Source organism: Paenibacillus baekrokdamisoli, assembly GCF_003945345.1.
Lineage (GTDB): Bacteria > Bacillota > Bacilli > Paenibacillales > Paenibacillaceae > Paenibacillus_Z > Paenibacillus_Z baekrokdamisoli.
The window spans coordinates 3,581,927-3,604,211 of sequence record NZ_AP019308.1; the positions used below are offsets into that span (position 1 = coordinate 3,581,927).

Annotated in this window: 20 protein-coding genes, 1 tRNA gene and 1 other annotated feature; of the genes, 1 reads left to right on the forward strand and 20 read right to left on the reverse strand. The window is 42.7% G+C overall.

Annotated elements, in window-relative coordinates; genetic code table 11:
• Positions 1-3: 3 nt before the first annotated feature.
• The 19 genes from EKN16_RS16135 to EKN16_RS16225 all read right to left on the reverse strand — a co-directional run bounded on the left by EKN16_RS16135 (position 4) and on the right by EKN16_RS16225 (position 18,237).
• Positions 4-1,299, reverse strand: a complete 1,296-nt coding sequence (locus tag EKN16_RS16135; protein ID WP_125659178.1) for an ABC transporter substrate-binding protein — start codon at positions 1,297-1,299, stop codon at positions 4-6.
• A 24-nt stretch (positions 1,300-1,323) separates the two neighbouring features.
• Positions 1,324-2,970 (reverse strand): protein O-GlcNAcase, encoded by a 1,647-nt coding sequence (locus EKN16_RS16140; protein ID WP_125659181.1) that lies wholly within the window; start codon positions 2,968-2,970, stop codon positions 1,324-1,326.
• The gene (locus tag EKN16_RS16145) at positions 2,967-3,704 is read right to left on the reverse strand and encodes an SIS domain-containing protein (protein WP_125659184.1); all 738 of its coding nucleotides are present in this window, start codon (positions 3,702-3,704) and stop codon (positions 2,967-2,969) included. The genes EKN16_RS16140 and EKN16_RS16145 overlap by 4 nt, the downstream gene beginning before the upstream one ends.
• 1 nt (position 3,705) lies before the next feature.
• Positions 3,706-4,686, reverse strand: a complete 981-nt coding sequence (locus EKN16_RS16150; RefSeq protein WP_125659187.1) for a BadF/BadG/BcrA/BcrD ATPase family protein — start codon at positions 4,684-4,686, stop codon at positions 3,706-3,708.
• A 4-nt stretch (positions 4,687-4,690) separates the two neighbouring features.
• Positions 4,691-4,930, reverse strand: coding sequence for a hypothetical protein (locus EKN16_RS16155; RefSeq protein WP_125659190.1), 240 nt, complete (start codon positions 4,928-4,930; stop codon positions 4,691-4,693).
• A gap of 389 nt (positions 4,931-5,319) precedes the next feature.
• The gene (locus tag EKN16_RS16160; RefSeq protein ID WP_125659193.1) at positions 5,320-6,681 is read right to left on the reverse strand and encodes an ABC transporter substrate-binding protein; all 1,362 of its coding nucleotides are present in this window, start codon (positions 6,679-6,681) and stop codon (positions 5,320-5,322) included.
• Positions 6,678-8,120: an ABC transporter substrate-binding protein gene (locus tag EKN16_RS16165; protein ID WP_125659196.1), complete on the reverse strand. Its 1,443-nt coding sequence runs from the start codon at positions 8,118-8,120 to the stop codon at positions 6,678-6,680. Before EKN16_RS16165 ends, EKN16_RS16160 begins: the two co-directional genes overlap by 4 nt.
• A 352-nt stretch (positions 8,121-8,472) precedes the next feature.
• A complete protein-coding gene (locus EKN16_RS16170) occupies positions 8,473-9,816 on the reverse strand; it encodes an ABC transporter substrate-binding protein (protein WP_125659199.1) in 1,344 nt (447 codons plus the stop codon).
• Entirely contained in the window at positions 9,813-11,372 is a 1,560-nt protein-coding gene (locus EKN16_RS16175; protein WP_164522817.1) for an ABC transporter substrate-binding protein, read from the reverse strand. The genes EKN16_RS16170 and EKN16_RS16175 overlap by 4 nt, the downstream gene beginning before the upstream one ends.
• Complete coding sequence (locus EKN16_RS16180; RefSeq protein WP_125659205.1) at positions 11,369-11,935, reverse strand: RNA polymerase sigma factor; 567 nt, start codon at positions 11,933-11,935, stop codon at positions 11,369-11,371. Before EKN16_RS16180 ends, EKN16_RS16175 begins: the two co-directional genes overlap by 4 nt.
• 45 nt (positions 11,936-11,980) lie before the next feature.
• Complete coding sequence (locus tag EKN16_RS16185; RefSeq protein WP_125659208.1) at positions 11,981-12,712, reverse strand: hypothetical protein; 732 nt, start codon at positions 12,710-12,712, stop codon at positions 11,981-11,983.
• A gap of 214 nt (positions 12,713-12,926) precedes the next feature.
• Positions 12,927-13,556, reverse strand: coding sequence for a hypothetical protein (locus EKN16_RS16190; protein WP_125659211.1), 630 nt, complete (start codon positions 13,554-13,556; stop codon positions 12,927-12,929).
• 19 nt (positions 13,557-13,575) lie between these two features.
• Positions 13,576-13,905, reverse strand: coding sequence for a DUF6054 family protein (locus tag EKN16_RS16195; protein ID WP_125659214.1), 330 nt, complete (start codon positions 13,903-13,905; stop codon positions 13,576-13,578).
• Between the two features lie 378 nt (positions 13,906-14,283).
• Positions 14,284-14,359: transfer RNA gene (locus tag EKN16_RS16200), tRNA-Phe, on the reverse strand.
• Positions 14,360-14,442: 83 nt separating this feature from the next.
• Positions 14,443-14,680: a binding site (T-box leader), on the reverse strand.
• A gap of 112 nt (positions 14,681-14,792) precedes the next feature.
• The gene (locus EKN16_RS16205) at positions 14,793-15,218 is read right to left on the reverse strand and encodes a VOC family protein (RefSeq protein ID WP_125659217.1); all 426 of its coding nucleotides are present in this window, start codon (positions 15,216-15,218) and stop codon (positions 14,793-14,795) included.
• A 26-nt stretch (positions 15,219-15,244) separates the two neighbouring features.
• The gene (locus tag EKN16_RS16210; RefSeq protein ID WP_125659220.1) at positions 15,245-16,066 is read right to left on the reverse strand and encodes an aminoglycoside 3'-phosphotransferase; all 822 of its coding nucleotides are present in this window, start codon (positions 16,064-16,066) and stop codon (positions 15,245-15,247) included.
• 37 nt (positions 16,067-16,103) lie between these two features.
• Complete coding sequence (locus EKN16_RS16215) at positions 16,104-16,370, reverse strand: CD3324 family protein (protein ID WP_125659222.1); 267 nt, start codon at positions 16,368-16,370, stop codon at positions 16,104-16,106.
• 1 nt (position 16,371) lies between these two features.
• A complete protein-coding gene (locus EKN16_RS16220; RefSeq protein ID WP_125659225.1) occupies positions 16,372-17,304 on the reverse strand; it encodes a hypothetical protein in 933 nt (310 codons plus the stop codon).
• Between the two features lie 258 nt (positions 17,305-17,562).
• The gene (locus tag EKN16_RS16225) at positions 17,563-18,237 is read right to left on the reverse strand and encodes an HAD family hydrolase (RefSeq protein ID WP_164522818.1); all 675 of its coding nucleotides are present in this window, start codon (positions 18,235-18,237) and stop codon (positions 17,563-17,565) included.
• A gap of 208 nt (positions 18,238-18,445) precedes the next feature.
• Here EKN16_RS16225 and EKN16_RS16230 point away from each other — a divergent pair, with 208 nt between their 5' ends.
• Positions 18,446-19,090, forward strand: a complete 645-nt coding sequence (locus tag EKN16_RS16230) for a hypothetical protein (protein WP_125659231.1) — start codon at positions 18,446-18,448, stop codon at positions 19,088-19,090.
• A 454-nt stretch (positions 19,091-19,544) separates the two neighbouring features.
• Here the strand turns inward: EKN16_RS16230 and EKN16_RS16235 are convergent, their stop codons facing one another.
• The gene (locus EKN16_RS16235; protein WP_125659235.1) at positions 19,545-22,283 is read right to left on the reverse strand and encodes an alpha-mannosidase; all 2,739 of its coding nucleotides are present in this window, start codon (positions 22,281-22,283) and stop codon (positions 19,545-19,547) included.
• Positions 22,284-22,285 lie beyond the last annotated feature (2 nt).

Below are 22,285 nucleotides of genomic sequence, written 5' to 3' on the forward strand. Positions count from 1 at the left end.
ACATTATTTTTTCAGCGGAGCAATTTTTGTATCCAATTTTTCCAGTGCTTTTTCTGGTGTGCTCACTCCGCCAAGGACTTCGGCTGTAGCTGAATTAAGCGCATCTGCGACCTCTAAGTTATATCCAGTATCTGGAGGAGAAACCACTGTCTTTGTACTCTCCATCATACTCTTCAGCTTCAAACTAACCGGATTCGTTTCAGGCTCTGCTCCTGGCGCAATCATCGAGGAACCGGCCTTACTCAGCAGGGAGACAACCTCAGGTGATTCGAGCAGCTTCAAATAATCAACAGCGGCTTGAATATGCTTGGAATTCTTGTTGACGACATAGCCCTCCAGAACGCCGATTACGCTTCCTTGATCGCCTTTGCCTTCAGGCATATTCGGCATATTGAAGTAATCGTAGTCCATATCGGGCGCATGATCCTTAGCTCCGGAAATAAACCATCCGCCTGAAGGATACATGGCAGCTTTGCCGTTAAAGAACAATGCCGCGCCTTCGTCGTCGTTAATGCCATTGACGCTTTCATTAATGTATTGGTTATCCCAGATTTGTTTCATGTAGCTCATTGCTTTAGCAAATTCAGGCGTATTGAACGGCACTTTCATTTGCATCGCATCGGCATACGCTTGTTCCCCGACAACTCTGGAGATCAAATGGGCGTTCCAGTTGCCGGCCGTCCACAAGTCCTTGTTGCCCGTCGTAATCGGAATGTATTTGGCCGCTTTGATTTTCGCGCAATCCGCCATAAACTCGTCCCACGTTGCAGGAGGCTGCTGTATGCCCACTTCGCTAAAGATTTTTTTGTTGTACCAAATGACGTTCGTGACTTGGCTGTCCGTCGGAATCATATATTTCTTCCCGTCGTAAACCATGCCAACGAAATTGCCCTCTGCAAACTTCCCTTTTAGACCATCCTGCTCCAGTGCACTCGTTAAATCTGCCGCAAATCCATCGTTAACTCTCGTCTTGAGTCGGTCGCCGGCCCATTCAAAATAAATATCCGGCGCATTTTCACCATTCAGCAGGCTAGGTAGCCCCATCGTTTGATATAACTGAGGATCCTGAAGAACAAATTCTACGGTGACGTTCGGATGCTGCTTTTCATACATGTCCTTCACTTGGTTCCATACTTTAAGAACTTCATCGCCTGGAGAACCGTCTGCCAGACGGATTGTAAACTTTTCATTGTCGCCGGTCTGCACTCCCGTTGTTGTATCCGATTTCGATGTTCCGGAGCACCCAGTAAGTGCTGCAATTGAAGTCATAATAGTGAGTCCAATGATCACTTTTTTCATTTGATAATCGTTCCCTTCAATTTGTTATTTAATAGTAAAATGTTGTTCGAGTACTTTATTTAAAAAAGAAACGAGTACATCGGCAAAAACATACGTTACATCACTACGATACAGATCGTAATTGCTGTGAACTCGCAAAAGATCGTCTGCGTCCTGACTTCGAATGTAGTCCATGCAGTCCTGCAGCAACGCGCATCCAACGGAAAATTTAAGAACCCAGCGCTGCAGTTCCTTCTGCAATTCCCGATTTTCCATACTATTCGATAACAGCGCTGCTGCGGAATTGCTCATCTTCGTTACGAATTGCTCCAATTCATCAATGCCTTGTTTCCGGTCCCCGTAAAAGTAAGCAAAGTTAAATCGAGTCAATTCAGCGGCAAGCATCGGTGAATCTGTAGGATACAAACAGGAATATCGTACATTATCGGCAAATTGGAGCATGTGCTCGAAATCCGAACGGCCGACCACCTCTTCGAGCGCTTCGCGCCAACTCACTTCCGGATCGTATTGCTCAGGGTTCCATAAGTAAGATGCGATCGTAGCATAGGCAATTTTAGAGCTTTCGGCATACTCCATCCCGTTAGCTATAATGCCTCGAGAAAATCGATACAAATGACGATCCCTTAGCCGGTATGGGCCGATATGCATCTCGTCTGTCATTTCCACATCGTTTACCGGGTAATTGTCCCAATAGAGCGGTTTCCGATGCGTATGTTGCGTAAACACGGAAGCTTCGCTCAAAGTAATCTCTTGTGAGCAAATGTTGCGTCCCGTCCAAAATAGATCAATACTCGGATGTATGCTGCTCCCCAGCTTCGAAATATAACGCTCATTGCCTATTCCACAATATTGCGTAGGGCATACTATAAGACGAATTCCCGCATCCCACTTCATGATCTCCGTATAGAATCGATTGACTAGCTGAATGTGTGCTTCACTAAGATCTCTATAAATCCGAATATCCTCTTGATGCTGAAGCTCTCCCGGTATGTCATCCAACAGCAAACAGAAGTGTTTAACACCAAGTTCATAGATTTGACCTACTTTACGAATGAGCGCCTCAAATTGTTCTTCGCTTGAATACCGCATGGACAGCCCCGGAGCAATACTATAATAAAAGTCGAGCCCAAGCGCGGTAGCTTCGGAAAACACTTCGCTTAGTCTGGAGTACGATTCCTCATCGTAAAGCTCCTGCCACCGCTCGCGATGATAAACGTCATCCTTTGGGCCGTATATGTATGTATTCATATTGTTCGAAGCAATGAAACGAAGCATATTCAGGCGCTGCTCCTGATTCCAGGGCTGCCCATAAAATCCTTCGATGATGCCTCTGATCGAAAACAACGGGTAATCGTATTTCACACCTTCCCGCCATTCCCCCCGCTTCTTCAGTTGTCCAATTGCATTCAATGCGTATCTTAAGCCCCGTTCTCCTGAATAAGTGATTTTCACCTCGCAATGAGGCGGCTCACCTTCTATCGCCAGCTCATAAATCTCATCGGAAATCGAACATATTTCCTTTATATATGTAAATCTGGCTTCCGTTGATTGAGAGGCTGCAATTTGTAATTCACCTCCTTTCTCGCCTAGATAGGAATACCCGTTGCTTTCACACCAGCTCCGAATAACCGAGCTGTTCTCACCTTGCGAAGATATGGAATGAAATGTCATAAGCTCCGAACAACTCCTTTATATTTTTCAATGAGACGACGATTATGCTCATCTCCCGAATCCATATTGCTGCTGGCGAACAAATCCGGCGTGACCCCCCGCTGCACTAAAAGCTCAACGACTTCCGCCACGATCGCGTTTATAATCAACGCCCCTGACACCGTAGAGGTTGGAGATACTCTTATAGCCAAACCCGGGATGTCGACCGACGCATCGCCGATACACCCGTGATTATCGATGACGACATCGCTTACTTCATGCAGCCGCTTTCTACTGCTGTGTCTTGACGAAGATGCCTCCGCATGATTTAGGCTCGTAATGGCGATGACCTTTAAACCCCTCGCCTTCGCTTCCAGAGCCATCTCAATATTCACAGCATTTCTGCCGGAATTAGATGCGATGATGATTACGTCGCCCGCCTGAGCAGATTGCTGCTTTAAGAGCACGGCAGCTAACCCTTCCAGCCGCTCCAGATCCGTGCTTTGTACCGCATTTCGGTGCAGCATCAATCCTTCTTCCAATATCGGATTTACGCACGCTAAGCCGCCTGCCCGATAAAATAGCTCTTCCGCGAGCATATGAGAATGCCCAGTTCCGAACGCATGCAAAGTTTGACCTGCCCCAATCGCATCTGCAATAAGATATGCGGCTTGACTCAAATGTTCCCGTTCCTTTGTTTTCAACACTTCGACAAGCTCCAATACGCCGTTAATATACTGCGATCCCGCGTTCACTCTACTCCTCCTTCAGTAATTCATAGGTTAATTTCATGCGCTGTTGAATGGATGGCTCGAGTAGAATCTTATTTTCGTGAAAGCAGGCGAAGATTGCGCCAAATTCCGGAGGGAAATCGATTAACCTCACTGCCGAGAATGGACAATTTTGTTCGAGCAACCCTTTGAATTCATCGAAAATATAGTTGTTTTTTGTGAACACACTCCCGCTCGCACCGATGGGCACACCCTGAATGTTCAACCGTTTCTCTAGCTCCAGCGCATGGTTGGCAAGATCGTGCGCCGCCTGCTTGACTAGCTTCAGAGCAACCTCATCACTTTGTTCGGCGCATTTCGCAACTTCGGAGGCAAAGCCGGCAATAATGTGCCTATCTAAAGGAGGATTATAAAATTTATCGATGAGATCCCTCATATCTAAGGCGGCAAAATATCGTTTCAACGCTTCCTTCAACATCGTCGCTTTCGACATTCCTTCCTCGGCTGCCACCGCTGCTTGAATCCCCTGAAGAGCTATATGATACGCACTCCCATAATCCCCAAGCAAATAACCCCAACCCCCGATATTCAGGAGTTCATCGGTCAATCCCTTAGCTATCCCCATCGATCCGGTTCCGCTTATGATCAAAATTCCTGGTTTACCGATCGTCATAGCTATTAATGCGATATACGAATCACTGTGCATATAAACGCTTCCACTCTTGATGATGCCGCTGGTAAACTCATCGATCATGGCTGCCGTCGCTTCCTGACTCAGGGCTGAATTTCCGATGTATACGCTTTCAAAAGATTCGATTTTTACTTTTTCTAATATCTGATCCATGATTTGTATGAGATGATGGCGTGCTCGTTTCATCCCCAAAGAATAATAATTAATCGATTCACCAATCACCTTTGCTAAGACGTTTCCCTCAAGATCGACAGCGATGGCGGTCGAATGAGTTCCACCACCGTCAATGCCTAAAAAAACATCTCTTCTTAACATTTAACTACACTCCTTGTTCATCTTTGCTGACATTATATACTATTTGCTGACCGCTTGGGTTTTCGCCTAACCGGAAACGGTTTCTTTTTTGTTCGGTGAACCGTCCCACTACGATGCCGCTTTCATGCAGCTCCATAACTTGGTACGACTTCAGTTTAGAACAGGTTGGAGCGACCCGGTACTGATGGAGGATGGCAATTCCTATCTTTGTATGCGCATCTGCAAGCTGGAATTCTATCTCCATTTGTCATAGTCAATCCTATTTAGATTTTTTAGGTCATCATTTCTGTTTAAATCAATCATTCTGGTGAATTCTTTCAGAAAGTTCCACCATGCTTGAGGAAGTATTCAGGAGGTATCGCGAAGTATTTTCAATGACGAAATAGAAATTCGTACTGGATTAAAAAACTTTTTCTACTATCACCATGTCCAAGTTACCATGCTTCTTACTCATGAGAAAGTTGAATTTATTTGTATACAATCCTACAGTTTTGTCCAACAAGCTCTATTCAAATGTACAACGAAAAAATACAAGTATATCCAAAGAAAACAGGACAGCCTCTATCAAAGGCTGCCCTTAAAATCTGCACGATTAGTAGTGAAATTCTAGACAAATCGTTACTCTATCGCTTCTTACTTCTTAATCTTCGCTGCATCCAGCAAAGCTTGTCCTTCCTTCTGAATCGCAGCTATGATTTGATCGACGGACTTCTCGCCTTTCACAGCGGCAGTAACTTCTTGATTGACGAGATCCTGGAATAACGTGAAGAACTTGGAGTCATAGCCAGCGAACGAAACCCCCGGTGTCCAGAGCGGCAGCAGCTCGTACAGCTTCCTAACCAGCGGATCATGGTTATAGGTCAAATAGGATTTATTACTTGCAAAATCGTAATCCTCCAGACCTGAACGAACCTTTGCCATGTAATCACCGTTCATAAAACGTATGAGCTCCCATGCCGTGTCCCCATTTGCGGCTCCTTCTCTGATTGCCATATAGTTATTAACATCAATATTAAATGAACGTGTATTATCCAGGGAGCTTACTGGAGGTGTGACCATTCCAACTTTGAACTTCATATTCTTTATCCCGTTGTAGCTCGAGATCTTCATAGCTGCTTTGCCCTTTTGAAACAATTCCGCCTCACTTATTTCCTCTTGGCCATAATAAGTTGTACCGTCTTTCACGTCGCCTTTAACATCCTGCATTAGAAATGTACCGTTCTTATACAAATTAACGACCGTACTTAATGCCCGCTTCCATGCTGGGGTATCGACCGTTACCTTTCCAGTTGTAAAGTTATATGACCGGATACCTTCGGAATAATTGATTCTATCGATTAGGTTATAGGGCATGCTGCTGAAAGGCTGATGATAACCAACCACACCATCCTTATTGCTCCCAGCTTGAGCAAGCTTGCCTGCAAGCTCCATCACATCAATCATCGTCATTCCGTCATGCGGCTGCTCGACCTTATATTTATCAAAAATATCTATGTTGTAATATAAAACTGAACTTTGGAAAGAAGGCAGCAGTCCATAGAGCTTTCCATTGTCGTTTTGCCTAGCAAGTTCCAACATACCTGGATAAAACTGATCCTCTTTCATTCCACTATCAATCATTCGCGGAGTGAGCTCTTCAAGCAGTCCCTCATTGGCTAATTTCTTGTATCTACTTCCCTCCCAGATCAAGAGGAGATCTGGATTTTCCTCTTTAATCTTTTGTACATATTGCTCATCCGTTAGTGGATGATGAAAGTCTGGGTCCAGCTCAATGAGTTCAACCTTCAAATCAGGAAATGCGGCTTCAATATAATCACCGTAATAATAGGGGTACGAGCCTTTGTTACCGATAGCGATCTTCATACTTTTCTCTGTCTTCGAGCTGTTTCCGGAATTCGACATGCAGCCTGACAACAATACGCTGAACAGCGCCATAACAACCACCACTCCTATTGCAAGGAAGCGATATTGAGAATGATTACGTCGTTTCATCATTTAGTACCACCTTGCTTTGCAACCATTAGAAGAACCTGTTCAAGCTTCTCCTGAAGCTGATGAACTGCTGCATCTACGGTAATTTTCCCATCCATAACCGACTGCATAATTCCGCTGCCAAGCTGCTCGAGCTGACTATTAACCTCACTATTTGAGGGGTTTTTCTGATAGAGATTGATTTCCGCAAAAACTTGGTCTGGATCTACATTGGTCTGGTAGAAGGCTTTCCACTGATTAGAAGGTTGAGATTTCATATCTGTTTCACGTGAACTTAGTGGATTAATCGACATACTCAACTGTGAGCTCTTAACTAGTTCACCGCCTGTAATGAAGCGCAGCAGCTCCCAAGCTGCTTCACTGTTCACTGTATCCGTATTAATGGCGTATACCGTTCCGGTATTCAAATATTGCGTTTGGTTTGTAGCTGACAAATCCATATGAAGCGGCAGCGTTGACCAACTCAACTTCATTCCAGCCTCAGACTCGTAGCTATTCATCATCCTGTAATAGTAGCTATCATCAATCTTCATCGCTATTTTCCCTTGAGCGAAAAGATCTTGTTTATAAATATCCTTCATAGTGCTGCCACCCTTGCTATATACGATTGGCTTAGGTTTAGCGAGCCACCCTTCTTTGTACCCTCCAGCAACTTTTTGCCAAACCTCCTTCCATGCCCCTGATTCAACAGTTGCATGCATAGTGCCGCCACTGTCGCTTATCGACTGCAGCCCCATCGATTGACCGATAAAATTGACAATTCTGTAGGGATTCCTACTATAATAGGAATCGAGTCCTGACACGCCAGTTCCTTGGAACCGAGCTGCAGCAACCAACACCTCGTCCATTGTAATATTCCCCTTCGGAAGAGGCACACCATATTTGGCAAATAAATCTTCATTGATGAAGAGTGCCGTCGATGTGAAATCAGAAGAAAGGCCATATAACTCCCCGCCCCCCGCCTTGCGAAGCAGCTGTACAAGTGGAGCATATAAGCTATCGATATCGAACTTACTGGATTTAATAAATGAATCTATTGATTTCAGTTTCCCCTCCGCAGCCAGTTGGACATATAAATTCATAGGCAATTGAAGCAAATCTGGCTTCTCTTGTTCCATCCAAGAGATAAATTTCGAAGCATCTGTGTTGCTATCATTGGGCGCATTTGTCATCGTAATTCGTACAGAAGGATGCCTAATGATGAATGGTTTCCTGATCGTATATTCAAATGAACCCGTTTGCGGAAACTGATGAATCTTAAGTGTTACCTCTTTATCCGCAAGCGGATCATCCCTTAACGCAGCTGGAATACTAGAGTCAATCTTAGGACCAAGCATGTCCTTCAAATCCCCGCGGAACCACCAGCCGCATCCAAGCAAGATAATGACGCTCATAATCGCGGCGACTGTGCGAAAAGGTGATCGGTGATCGTTTGATTTCATTCAAATACACTCCTTCACTTTACTCTTTATATATGAGGTGAACCCATTCTTCCATTGGAAGTCTTTCAAGCAGAACCATGACATTCAAGCCATTAATTAGATCTATGAAGTCAAACTGAAAGTCGTTCACCTCATAAAGTAGACGAAATAATGTGGGAAAAGTTCCCTATTTATGAAATAAGTATATTTTATATATGTAAGAGATCTGATTGAACAACAAATAAGAGCCACCCTCCAACAGTAAATACTGATAAAGGATGGCTCTTCACTAACGCTCATTCAACACTGTGGATTCTGCTTGACAACCTTTACCTGCCCCAGCTTACTGTATGGAATGTAGTTGGATTTGCTCTTACTTCTTAATCTTCGCTGCATCCAGTAAAGCTTGTCCTTCCTTTTGGATCGCAGCTATAATTTGATCGACAGACTTCTCGCCTTTCACAGCGGCAGCTACTTCACTATTAATTATATCTTGAAACGACTTATAAAAAATGGTTTCATCATACTTATCATTAGAGAAGTAGGGCGTATGAATCGGAAGCAGGTCGAAAACTTTGTTAACAAGTTGATTTTGCGAATAGTTAAGATAAGATTTTTTGCTAGAAAATCCAGACACTGTACCTAATTTGGAAGAGACCTTGGCTATATGATCACTTGTCATCAATTCGATTATTTTCCATGCCATCTCTGAATTCGTCGAACCCGAGCGAATGGCCATAACATCAAATACATAAATATTAGCGCTTCTATTCCGTTGTGTAGAACTTACTGGCGGAAGTACCGCTCCCCACTTAAACTTATAATTATTGTGTTCATTGTAATAACTAATCGTCATTGCTGCTTTCCCTTGTCCAAACAGGTCTGCTTGCTCACTAGCTTCTTGATCATAGGTTTGAACCCCATTTATCACTTTGGGCTTTATTTCTTTGAGTGATAACGTCCCGAATTGATACAAATTCACTACGCTCTCTACAATATGATGCCATGAAGGGGTATCAATTGAAACTTTACCAGATCTAAGGTCAACCATTCGAATGCCTTCGCTTCTCTGGAAATCTTCCAAAACGTTATAAGGTAGGTTAGAGAATGATTGATGGAAGCCAACGATTCTATCCTTACTGCTGCCACCTGATTTAAACCGACTTGCCAGTTTGTATACCTCCTCAAGCGTCATGCCATCTTGAGGAAATTCTACGCCTGCTTTTTTAAACAGATCCTCATTATAATAGAGAAACGCGCTTTGGAAATTCTGAGCAAGCGCATACAGCTTGCCTCCGCCATCTTGCTTTAGCCAATCGATCATACCAGGATAAAAGTCATCCTCCTTCATGCCGCTCTGATACATTTTATCCGCGATATCCATGAACACGTCTTCGTTTACCAGAGTATTGAAACGCCATATATCACATAAGATCAAGTCTGGCTTTTCCCGCTCTAATTTCTTCTTAAACTCCTCGATGGTTGTATTATGATACTGATCAGTTTCCATCTCCACCAGCTCTACTTTCAGATCCGGATATGCCGCGTCAATGTAATCTTGATACAAATACTCATAAGTCCCCTTATCTCTAACCGCTATCTTCAAAGTACCCTTCATACCCTGAACGGGTGTTTCTGAAGAGCACCCTATGGTCATAAGAGACAGAATAGAGACCACCAGAGTTATGGAGATTATGTGCAGCCAATGGCGTCTCATTGCTTATCCCCTCCTTTACTGTTGGTATTCTGAAGAAGGGTGTCTACCTGTATCTGTGCTTCCTTCAATGCCTGTTCAACCGTTGCTTTCTCAGCAATGACCGCCTTCATCTGTTCACCAGCTATTTCATTAAATTGCTGATAAGCATTCGCATAAGCGGAATCCGATTGCCTATTCATATCCGTCAGTGCTTGTTGTGGATCGATCTCCATCTTATAAAACGCCCGCCATTTGGGTTCAGGAACCGACTTCATCGCAGATGGGCGAGATAAAATCTGTTTTGCACTAAAATTCTCGGCGCTATCGTCCCGTTCGGCTACCTGCGGTCCGACTGTAAAACGTAAAAATTCCCATGCCGCATCTGGATTAGTTGTTCGGGCATTAATCGCATAAACAAATGGAATGTTAAGGTATTTACTGCCATTAGTGGCGGAAGAATCAATACGATAAGCTACCGTTGACCAATTGATTGCTTTTTTTGTACTTTTCTCATATTCCGCCATGCTTGCATAATAACTAGTCCCAAAACTCCCGGGTAACATCATTGCAGCTTTTCCAGAAGCAAATAGATCCGTTTTGAACATTTCATTGGCATAGATAACCTTTTTACCCGAAAAATCCAGAGGTGGTGAATTATTAATCCATCCTTCTTTATAGCCTTCCGCAATTTGGGACCAAATCTTCTCCCAGCCCTTCGTTTGCAATGTCGCTTTCCACTTGCCATCGATTTGCGAAATCGCCTGCAGCCCAGAAGATTCCCCAATTAAACTTGCCAATAAAGATTTATTACTGCGCTCATAGCTTGTTAATCCCACCGTACCTGTACCTTGAAAACGTGCAGCTATCTTCAGAATTTCATCCAGGGAAGTCCCATCCTCGGGAACTGGTATGTGGTTAGCTTCAAAGAGATCCTTGTTAATAAACAACACACTTGAATCAAACTCTGTTGTTAATCCATATAATTCTCCACCTCCTGCTAAACGGAGCGCATCAACAACCGGCTTATGGATGGCATCCAAATCGAATTTTTCTTTGGCGATTAATGTGTCGAGTGCCTTTAATTTACCTTCTGCGGACAATTTAACAAACAGATTCATGGGCAGCATCATTACATCTGGCTGGTTTTTATCCATCCATTTCTCAAACTCTTCGGGAGTTTGTTTTTCATTCATTGTTATGTTTAAAGTATCTATACTCACAGAAGGATGACGAATAATAAAAGGCTTCTTGATTCGATCGAAATTTCCATATTGGAGAATTTGAACCTTCAAGCTAACTTCCTTATCTCCTAACGTATCGTTACTCAATGCACCAATAGCTTCATAAGGCTGGTCCTGCCCAAGCAAATTCTTCAAATCCCCGCGGAACCACCATCCGCAGCCAAGCAATATTACGACGCTCATGATCGCGGCGACTGCGCGAAAAGGCGATTTGCGCTGTGTTGATTTCATTCGAATACGCTCCCTCACTCTACGTTCTAGGTCTGAGGTGAACCCATTCTTCATCGGAGGTCTGCTGGCAAGCTGACGCTCCCAATCCTTCACCGGTTCCTTCATGTCCATTTTTCCTCCCCGGTCATTAACGATTCCTCTGTTAATTTGCGATTGACCGCAGCTCTAGCACGGTGAAGCCTGGACCTCACTGTACCGCCAGAAACTTGAAGCATATCCGCCATTTCTTTCATCGAGAGGCCATAATGGCTATTCAAGAGCAGCACCTCACGCAGCTTGGTGGGCAGCTTTAACACGACCGCCCATACCTCCTCGGTCATCAGCTTATCAAAGGTCTCTCGTTCCGCCGACGGGTATGCTTGGGTATGCTCACGAGCTGCCCCAAACAGCGTAACTCGGCGAATCCAGGCTGATCGCAGCACGTCGCGCGCCGTGTTGCGAGTAATGGCCAGCAGCCAAGTTTTGACCGAAGATTGCCCGCGGAATTGATAGAGATGCTCGAATACCTTTACGAACACATCTTGGGTAATGTCATCAGCCAGCTCTCTTCGATGCGTTAAGAAGAAGGCGAAATTCCAAACGTCTTTGCCATACGCCTGCATGAGCTCATCCAGCACAGCGTGTCGGTCCAATCCGTCTGTCACATGCTTCAAATAATCAAACTGCAAGTCGTTCACCTCACAAAGTAGACGAATCAGGTTGGAAAAGGTTCCCTAAAGTTCAGCAGATAAATAAGGCTTTATCTTTTGCTTGAAAATAGCCCTAAATGCTTCGCTGCTTTCGAAGCTGTAAGTGGTCTCACCATTAAAGAGAGTCAGATACCTGCCCTGTTCATCCCATATAAATTGCAGCTCACGAAAACGCTCCTGCTCATGTTCCTGTCTCAGTTCGATTGAGACCGCTGGCTGCCATGTTGACGGAACAGCAGCAATGCGCTTGGATTCAACTAATGCCGCATAGAGCTTAACGGCATCGGCATCCTTTTCCGATAGAGAATCTCTTATCTGATTATGACTATCCAGAATAGTCATGCTAAACCCCGTATTGCTAGGTTCGAGCTGCTTGTGGAGGTAGGAAGACATTTGATCACGAGGATATAATAATTGATCAATCTGCTGGGTTAACGGCAGTAAGTTGAACAGGAACAAAGCACCGCCCAGAAGAACAGCTTTCTGCTTGATAGAACGGTTTGTTACCGCTTTACTCATTAAAAGATAGGCGACGATAAATCCCAGTGGCAGTGGCAGTGGTAACGACTGTATATGAAAAGTGAATACGGACAAAAAGAGATAGCCAACTATTTTCAGGAATAAGAACTGTTCAGGTTGTGCCTGCTTGATACTTCTAAGCCACAGCGTAATCGCTATGATGAACATTAATCCAAAGTCGATCAGATAGGTTAATCTAATCGATTCTGACGAGAAGGCCAGTGCATGAGGCTCCATAATGAACTCATCCCCCTTAATAATTCTAATTCCATAATTATACATCACTCTTGAGAGTTAGCCCTTTAATCTTTAAAATACTGCTTCGGTGTGTTTGACCTAGGCGTAAATGGCATCCGGATTCTTAAACGATTAAGTAAATAAGCACCTTTAAAGTGAGAAACACCCTTCACCTATGCCAAGATTGGCAGCAGTGAAGGGTGTTTGTTTGAGGTCACTCATCTGCTAAAGATAGCTTTACAATCATTGCCCACCTAACTCGTTTTAGCATTTCAGGTGTTAAATCTACTGTTAGCATACTATTCTGGTCCGTTGTTTGCATTCCCCATACCGCAATATCTTCATTTTCAGCAATATCCATTCCTTTATCATTCATTACGATTGGACTGCTCCCTGTTAATTTACTGTCTGCCTCTAAGGTTATCTCATAACTGCTTGAACCACTCTTATCTATATAGGAGGAAGTTACAGTATAGCGTGTCTTATTTTCGTCAGCTGTATTATTCTGTTTTTTTACTGATAGAATAAGCTCGCCATCATATACATGATCCCCGCTCTCCGAGGCCCTAAGTATTGCTCCCCCCATTGAAGCAAGTGTTTCTTTCTTCGTACCATTTTCCCATATTTCAATAGAAGCTTTAATGGAGGTTTTGCTTCCTTTGTATTTCAGTTTAACGGCTCCGGACATTAATCCAAGAAAGGGTTCGAATTTCTTCGCATCTCCAGCAAACAAATCAACGGGTTTTACATGAAGTACAGGCTTTATATTTGGGTTTGATTGCGAGCATCCAACCAATGTAATAGCTATTACAAGAGCGAAGCCTATCATTACCATTCTTTTCATAAAAAAACTCCTTATTGCCTTACTCGATTATGTACTTCTCTAAAATTTTTTCTACAGAGGAAACGAAATTGTCTGCCGCGCCCCAATCAAAATTAAAAATTAACCCCTCGGAGCTTCCTGTGGAAATCGCCCTTACGTTTGTTACTCCTTTTAAATTATCGATGATAATAATTAGAGCTGCTCGATTTTTCGATCTAAAATAATACTTTTCGTATATTTGGGTACCCGTGAATCTATTCTGACCTAGGTCATGAAACTCTTCATGTACCAGTGTGGCATTTTGTTGATCTTGAACTAAATTCAAGGCTTCCAATGGCGTGATGCTGATATTGAAGCTATTTTTACTCATTATTCATCTCTCCTTCAAAAGTATTCCGGTCATTATCATAAGCATATTAGTCGTATGTTATTTTTAGGCTCAACACTAAAAATAGTGCTTGATAAATGCGAAGCATGGCTTAAAAGCCCACTGCGCTGACGGATCATTCTTACGATCGCTGTTGTCTCCCTATTTCTTGATTCTATCCCTTAGGGGTAGAAATAAGGAGACAAAGGCGAACGCTATCGCTTCTTCAGAACGATTCCGTCCGCTTCGCTTTTGTTTCGTGATGGCATGTACTGATTATGGTTTAGAGCCTATTTTTACAAGTCATATTATTGAAATTAATCAGCCTGATTACAGTGAGGTCTACACTTGTAGTCGAAATGATCTCATTGAATACATTTGTGGTGGCTCGGGACGGAATTGAACCGCCGACACTAGGATTTTCAGTCCTATGCTCTACCAACTGAGCTACCGAGCCTTACTATTAGATATTTTGATTTTTCCGAGCTGAATCGAAACTGCGACACAACACTCCAAAAAAATACAAAAAGCCCCTCATCCGAAAGGGACGAGGAGCCGCGGTACCACCCTAAATTAGAACTTCTCTGTAAAAAGCAGAAATGTTCTCACTTTAATTAATAACGGTTAAGACCGGTACACCTCTACTTACCAAAAATGGTTTCAAGGGACTGCTCCGGAGTGAACTTCAATCAACCCTTTTCCTAGAAACGCTCTCAATCTCCGGCGTTTCCTCCCTGTAAGAAGGTATTGAATTACTTTTCTCCATCAAAGCATTTTATTATAGAATTTTCCTTATTGTACGTTAAGGACCAATATAAGTCAATGGTGGAAACTATGCTATTCATAGACTGACTATGGACACCTACAAATCCCAACTCACCCTTTATCCATTATCCGAAGACGATGATGTATCCATCAGGATCTTGGATGTAGAGATTCTTAAACGTCATGCCGTTGTTATGCGTTTTTTCGATAGGTCCTAAAATAATGTTGGCTCCATTTGCCTTCATTTCTTCTACTAAGAGATCAAACTCGTCATAATTCACGTGGACAAAATTGTCCCATCCCAGATCAGGACCTTCCCAATCTGTCGGATAATTATCCCGTTTTGCCGATGCTTGATTGGGCCTGACATCACTCGGTTGTTTAGCTTGCTGGAGGATTAATTTCATCCCGCCTCTTATCGCATGTCCCCAATAATCGATCTCGCAACCTAGCACATCGCGATAATAAGCTAATGATTTTTCAAAGTCAGATACAAGCCGCACTTGCAAACTATCGTAAAAAGTCGCTTTTATTTTGGTGTTTTCTTCCATTATCAAACACTCTCCCCGTCATCTCATTATTCATAATAATCTTGCCCTCTAAAACCGTTAAAGACTGACAGAAGTCCACATAGATGAAGCCGATCTTGATCAACCCTATGTCTTCCATAAACCTCAATAAAGCGTGGTGTATAGTTATCGCTTTTCAAATTATACTGTAACGACCAGAGCCCCCAGAAAATATCATAATGTCGATCCCCTATGCCAGCATAACCAACATCAATGTAGCCAGACTTATTGAAGTCATGAAGGATCAAGTTTGGTAAGCAATAGTCTCCATGAATGATAACTTTATCTTCACATTTAACACTTTTGTACAAAGAAAGCATATCTTTGTAGGCGACATCGACACTCTTATAACCCACATACCGAAGAAGCCCCTTTTCAACTTTTCCCGCCCGATAGTTTCTTTCCGCACGAATAACCATTTCCTCTAGACCATTAATACTAGGGCAGTCTAAAGCTTTGATTTGGTGCAAGCTAGAAAGGCTTTCTGCGAATACTTCAGTTAAACGTTCCGGTCGTACAAGATATTCAGCACTCGCAGCATCCAAACCAATAACCCGATCTGTAATGAGATAGTCTTGTGCATCATCAGAAGTGTATATCAACACTTTTGGACAAACACCGTATTTAGACAGATAATCCGTCATCATTGCTTCAGATTTCAACTGTCCTTTGGGAGTCACTTTTAGAAAGGAATCACAAGTTTGATTTTCTAAGTGATATACAGATGATCTAATTTTATTCTTAATGATGGATATATTGGAATCCTTAAGATATGATTGGATTTCTGAAGGAAAGGAGTCATAAATAACTGGTTCCACATTCGGATTCATGATTTCACCCTCCCTTCTGAATCAAAATGAGTCGCTCCTATTTCTCTCTATCATAAATAATCCGCCGGATCCGATCTTCACTCAAGTTATAAAAATTCACCAATTGAGAAATGGTCAAACCTGATTTATATTTCAGGACTATTTCTTCGTTTCGTTCATTTAACTCTTCACGAATTCCCGTTGACACCCCCCAATTTTGACGTTCCGTTTGTGGAATGTAGATATGCGCGCCTCTAACATGCTTTTGAATTTCCTTGATCAAATGTTCGGGTAATATATCCTTGGCATTGATATATTTTTTCATATCATACCTTTTTATATAAGTTAACTGTACTATTTTTTTCCATTTCAGGATCATCAAAGCCTTCTCGAATCATAAGGGCGAAAATAGTGAAATTTTTTAGAGTGATTCGAGTAATGATATGAAGAACTCCCAGCTGCTTCGTTGAAAATATTGCGGCATGCAGTAATCTTTGCATCTCCGTCTTACTGAGCTCGAAGTTAGGCCTAAAATGCAGCGTAAATGCATACGCATCAAGAAATTCGTACTCGGTTCCTTTATTAACTAAATCGACAAAGTAGTAGGCCAACCCCATTATTTCATTCGTATTCTCATCTCGCAGAGTTAGTAGAACCTTTTTCGGATTATCAATCCGTTCGGCAATAAAACTTTCATCATCCTCAATTAATAACTGTTTGATCGTTTCTAATTCAGTATCGGACGCGGGCGTAATATTGGCATTATTAAAATCCTGTGGTTCTATCCAATCTTTAAGATGAAGAATAATAGTTACATTCGAATACTCTTCTGATGTAAAACCCATTCTCTCCCATAAGGTAATTTCGCTGTTTCGAATCTGGCCAAATTTACTGAATGCAAATTTATAAAGCTTGTTTCCACCGTTATCACGCACGACTGGAGGGCATTTGTCTACTAGCTCTGATAGTGCAAATTCGTATCCTTCGAGATAGCCAAATGTAATATTTCCATTCTTCGTAATTGGTGATAACGAAACGCCTATAAATCCAATGACCATTCCATTTTGTTCCGCTAGGAACCCATTACTTCTTGTAATATCGGAGTAATCATCTTTCAGTTCCTCGGGAGTGGTACCAAACCCATGGAAGGTTGGATCGGGATTAAATCTTTTTGCCGTATCATTCATCATTTGGTGCAAATGTACAAAATCATCATGTTGAGTAATATGTCGGATCAATAAACTGGATCTTTCCTCCATTTACCATCACTCCTCATTAACCTTCTTACTATATTATCCATAATAGTTATCCCCTTTTAAAGGCTGAGTCTTTTTATAAAATAACTTGCCGCCGCATGCGAATCTGGGCCCGAGACCTCTCAGGCCCATCAGGTTTATTTCGTGTCTGAACAACGATTTCCATTAATCCATTTTGAGTTCGTTCAATTATTGCTCGAGAATTAACTAAAAACATTGATTTCACAGCACCCTTCTTATTTCTTTTTCGAAACTCTACTATTACTGAAAAATAATTTCCTCTAGTTCACAGAGTTTATCGATTATATACTTTGACACTTTTATATTTTGATCCCACTCTATAAATCCTCTGAACCAAACCGCATTCAATCCTGCATCTCGTGCACCTTTGACATCATTCAATGGATGATCCCCTATATACCATGAATGCTCTGCTTTTGTTTGTAGTAGATCTAGTGCAATCATAAAGATTGCTGCGTCAGGCTTCTTGACCTTTACTTCATCGGAAATAATAATGGTATCAAAGAAACGTCTTATTCCTACTTGATCAATTTTTGCGTTTTGAGTAAAAACAGAACCATTTGTTATAAGCCCTAATTTAATATTGTGAGCACTGATATTATTTAATAAATCCATTGTTCCATCCATTAAAATTGTGCATTTGAAAAATTCTGAGAACCAATGACCTAGTAATTCATCTAAGTTTGTATTTGATTTTTTCAATTCACAGTTTACTCTTAGATACTCAAATAAATCTTTTCTATCTCGATATCCATCGAGATCAGCGATACGAATGTATTCCATAATATTTTCTATCTGCTCTTCGCCACTAACATTGATGAATTGCTCAATGAAGCTTCTTGTATAATTTCGAAAGGCAAGTTTTCGATTGATTAAAGTATTATCTAAATCAAAAATCACTGCTTCTACTCTCATTTTCTCCATCCTCTAATATGGGATATATCAACATTCGATGTTTAGAGAGTAATCCCTCTGGGATTTTAGGCGAATTCAAACTTTTAGATATAACAAAGAACCCTGCATCCATATGGAGAGGGTTTACAAGTGAGCATTTTTGAAACGCAACAATGAGCTTGTTTAAAACGTTAAAGAAGTATGAATTCTTGAAGTGAGGTGGAGTATATTGTTAAAACGATATTATAAACAAGTATTAGTTGGGCTGTGTATGGTCTTATTACTTTTCTTAACTTATAGCCAATATAAAGAGAAGAAGATGTATGAATCCTATATTTCAAATCATTTACATTACGATATGATAACACTCGCACAAGGCATTGTGAAAAATGTTTCTTTATATGAAGATATTTTGGAATCAGGTGAGATAACCATGCTACAAGCAGACTCTCTTGCTCAAAAAAATGATTTCATACTTTCAACTGTACAAAATTACGCTCATTTAGCTGTTGACTTTAACCGTTTGAAGGAAGGTTTTGAATATAATGAAACTTCGGCAAACGCTCAAAAAATAGCTCTCTTTTTTAGCCATTGGGAGGAGAACCATGGAAACAAACCGATTACATTGGACCCTCAGATAAGAACTATAATTACAAAATTTCAAGCATTAAATTCTAATTGGGTCAATGTAGTGAAGGAGAATAAAGCATTTGCAATAGACAATGTTAGCGTGAGTTACAGTTCTGGAGAACTCCAACCGTATGGTCTTTCAAATAAATTTTGGCTGGATTTACTTGTTGGTTTAGAAGAAACGACAACAAACTATTTATCAGAAAATAAACTAAATAGTATTGGAGACCTATTTTTGAAATGAAATAGTAATACGAAGACCACCTTTTCACAGCTGGTCTTCGTATTGTTTTCGCACGGTAAGGCTAACTTTTCACTTGAATCAACAGGCCTGTTGATTAACCACAAAATGGTAGAAAAAGAGCCGTCAATTCGGTAGAATGTTTGTACCCATACAACCAAACCGAAATGGTGACGACTCAATGAAAAAGTCTACCACGATCCCGTTTATCCTTTGCTGTCATACTGGTGTTTCGCCGCATCTAACCAAAAAAGCTTACGGACACTGGATTCGTTATTCGTGAATTTTAATGCCATCGGGGATGTTTACGGACCTGAGATCCGCTATTCCTCCTGCCTGGGGTCATATTCAATCTCTTTCTTGCAAATAACGGATCAGAGGTCCGCAAGCATCCATAAATAGGGATCATTTTTGCATATAAAGGCCCCTGTGTCCGCTACCTGTATTCATACCTGAATTAACTTGTAATCCCAATAGTAACAATCTCACAAGGACCCACTGACAATGATAATTGCCCTTCGGAGTTACGCTCGACACGAGCGCCTCGCTCTTCTAAGATGCTGCTCTTGAATGCATCGTCATAAGGCAAATGGCAGGCAAGGTTTAACATAGAAGCTTCCGAGCTCATGTTGAACCAACGCAGCATCAGATTGCCTGTTCCTTCGTGCAGCTTCATCGAGGAGAATGCGAGCTCCGCACTTTGGAATGCATATGGCGCGAATGTTGATTTCATACTTCCCGCATGCACGCCTGTCTGACAGAGTGTCCAAGGTACTTGGAATTGATATGCTTCCGCGTAAGCCCCGGACTTCAAGCCGTCACCGTTATGCGGAATCAATTCCATGCGGACGGTATGCTCACCAAGGCATTGAGCTTCTGGTGTCGGGAACAAGCCCCAATCGCCAAGCTCGCCTACCGAACGAAGCAGAGTAACCGCAATCGTGTTGCGTCCGTCGCGCAGTATCTCATATTCATTCAAGCCCAGATTCGCTGCTGTCAAACCAGCTACCCCAGCCTCGCTCACATCTACGAATGCCTGCTGATGCTGCGTATTGCTTGGGTTCTCCCACTCCGGCGCTGGTTCGTTATCACGTACAGGAATCTCGAACATCGAGTCCACATGGTGGACATTTGCTGCTAAGTCCGTTGGGAACAGAGCCCGAATACGATGATCCTTCGCTTGATTGTTGAAGGAGGCTTCGATCTGAACGCCTTTACCACTCTTGTTTAAGCTAATAACCGTACGAATTCTGAGAGGAACCATAATGCTCGACCGCTGCGCTTTGCGGTTAGGGAAATAAATACATTCACGCTGCTCTTCATCCAGCTTCTCATCAGCGGAAGCTGGAATTGCCCATTCGTGAATCACTTCAATTGCAGCACGATAAGGTGTATCTACGAGCACATTGATTTGCGCAGGCAGCCCTTTTGTCGTCAAAGGAATCTCCCCGTCTGGTTGCTTGTACATATATTCATTACCAATATCGCCCGTATTCTCATAGACGCCGAGATCACGGTACGTTCGGCCACTCTTCTTGTCCATCAATGTAAAAGAACCATCATCCGCAAGTTCAATCTTCAGTCCATCGTTCTCGATTGTGCGTTCACCTTTCACAAGCGATGCTTCATTCACCACGGACTTTGCATCACTGCGAACCCAAGCATAGGTTTTCAAGCCAAGCGCAGGAACTTGTGAAGCTTCGAAGGTTAGAATCACTTTGCGGCACATATAAGGCTGGCGGAACTTATCGTCTGGCAGATCATAGCCGAATTGAAGACCAAGGTCTTCGACAGAGTACGGAACAACCGTTCCTTGCTCGTCCACCAGCACGCGACCCGTAATATCCAGCTCTCTCATACGCTGACTGGCTTCCTCCAGCGTATAGCCATCGCGGAAATAAAGGCGTGCTGCGTCAAGCTCAATCGTTACGACTCCCGTGCGTTCCCATCCCGTTGTATTGAAAACAACAACAGGAAGCGCTTCGCTGCCCCTTTGTGCAAAGCTTGATGTATCTACTGCGTCAGCAAGGAATTGCTTCGTATCATCGATGATTGTTTCCGTTACATGACGGCTCTTATCGAAGCGGGTTACCATCTCACGGTGAACCTCATCCACGCTGCAGCCGCAAATGCTGTCATGAGGATGGTTCTGCATTAATGTCTTCCAAGCATAAGTGAATAGGTGATGCGGATATGCTTCACCGACACCTACCAAATGAGCCATCGACGCTAGCGGTTCCGCTACCTTCTCCAGCATCACTTGTCCGAGCTGATTCATCTGCTTCAAATACACACGAGCAGATGCCGTATTCACAAGTGTCGACCAGCCGTCCGTACGCTGACTGCGAAGCTCCCCGCGAACTGAAGATAATTCGCGGTCAATCGCGCGATCTACCGCATTCAAATAGTCAATGAAATTGGAATGCACGAATGCGGTATCCGGGTACAATTCTCGAGCAGTTCGAATCGCTTCTGGTAAATCCAACTGAATCGGTTGATGGTCACAACCATTCATAAAGAGCAGCTCACCTGTAGATGCATATTTCTCTGCATCAGCCAGTTTGCGTGTCCAGTATTCCTTCGCTTCCTCCGGATTCGCTGGAACTTCATTCCCGTTCGAGTACCAGTTCGCGAATAGAATGCCAAGCACCTTCGAGCCGTCTGGTCCTTCCCATTGCAATTCGGAGAATGAGGACTCATAGTCCCCGTCTGATACGGTATTGTTAAAGCCGGTCGGCTTCACACCGCGGCCGAATATGGCATTGTTAATACCCGACTGCCGCATTAATTGCGGCGTCTGGCCTACAAGTCCGAATGTATCGGGGAAATAACCGACCTTCGATACAGGTCCGTAGCGCAGCGCATCTTGATGCCCAATTTGCATATTGCGCACATTAGCTTCACCACTTGTAAGAAAGGCATCCTGCAGGATATACCACGGCCCAATTAGAATACGACCGTCACGAATATGCTTGGCCAAACGATCCTTTTGATCCGGTCGAACCTGAAGATAGTCTTCCAGAATAATCGTCTGTCCATCCAAATAGAAGCTGCGATAATTCGGATCTTGATCAAGCTTATCGAGGAGCGTATCCATTAGCTTCACGAGCCTTACATGATGCTTCTCATAAGGCAAATACCATTCTCGATCCCAGTGTGTATGTGAGATGATATGGACGGTTCTTTTCTTACTCATCA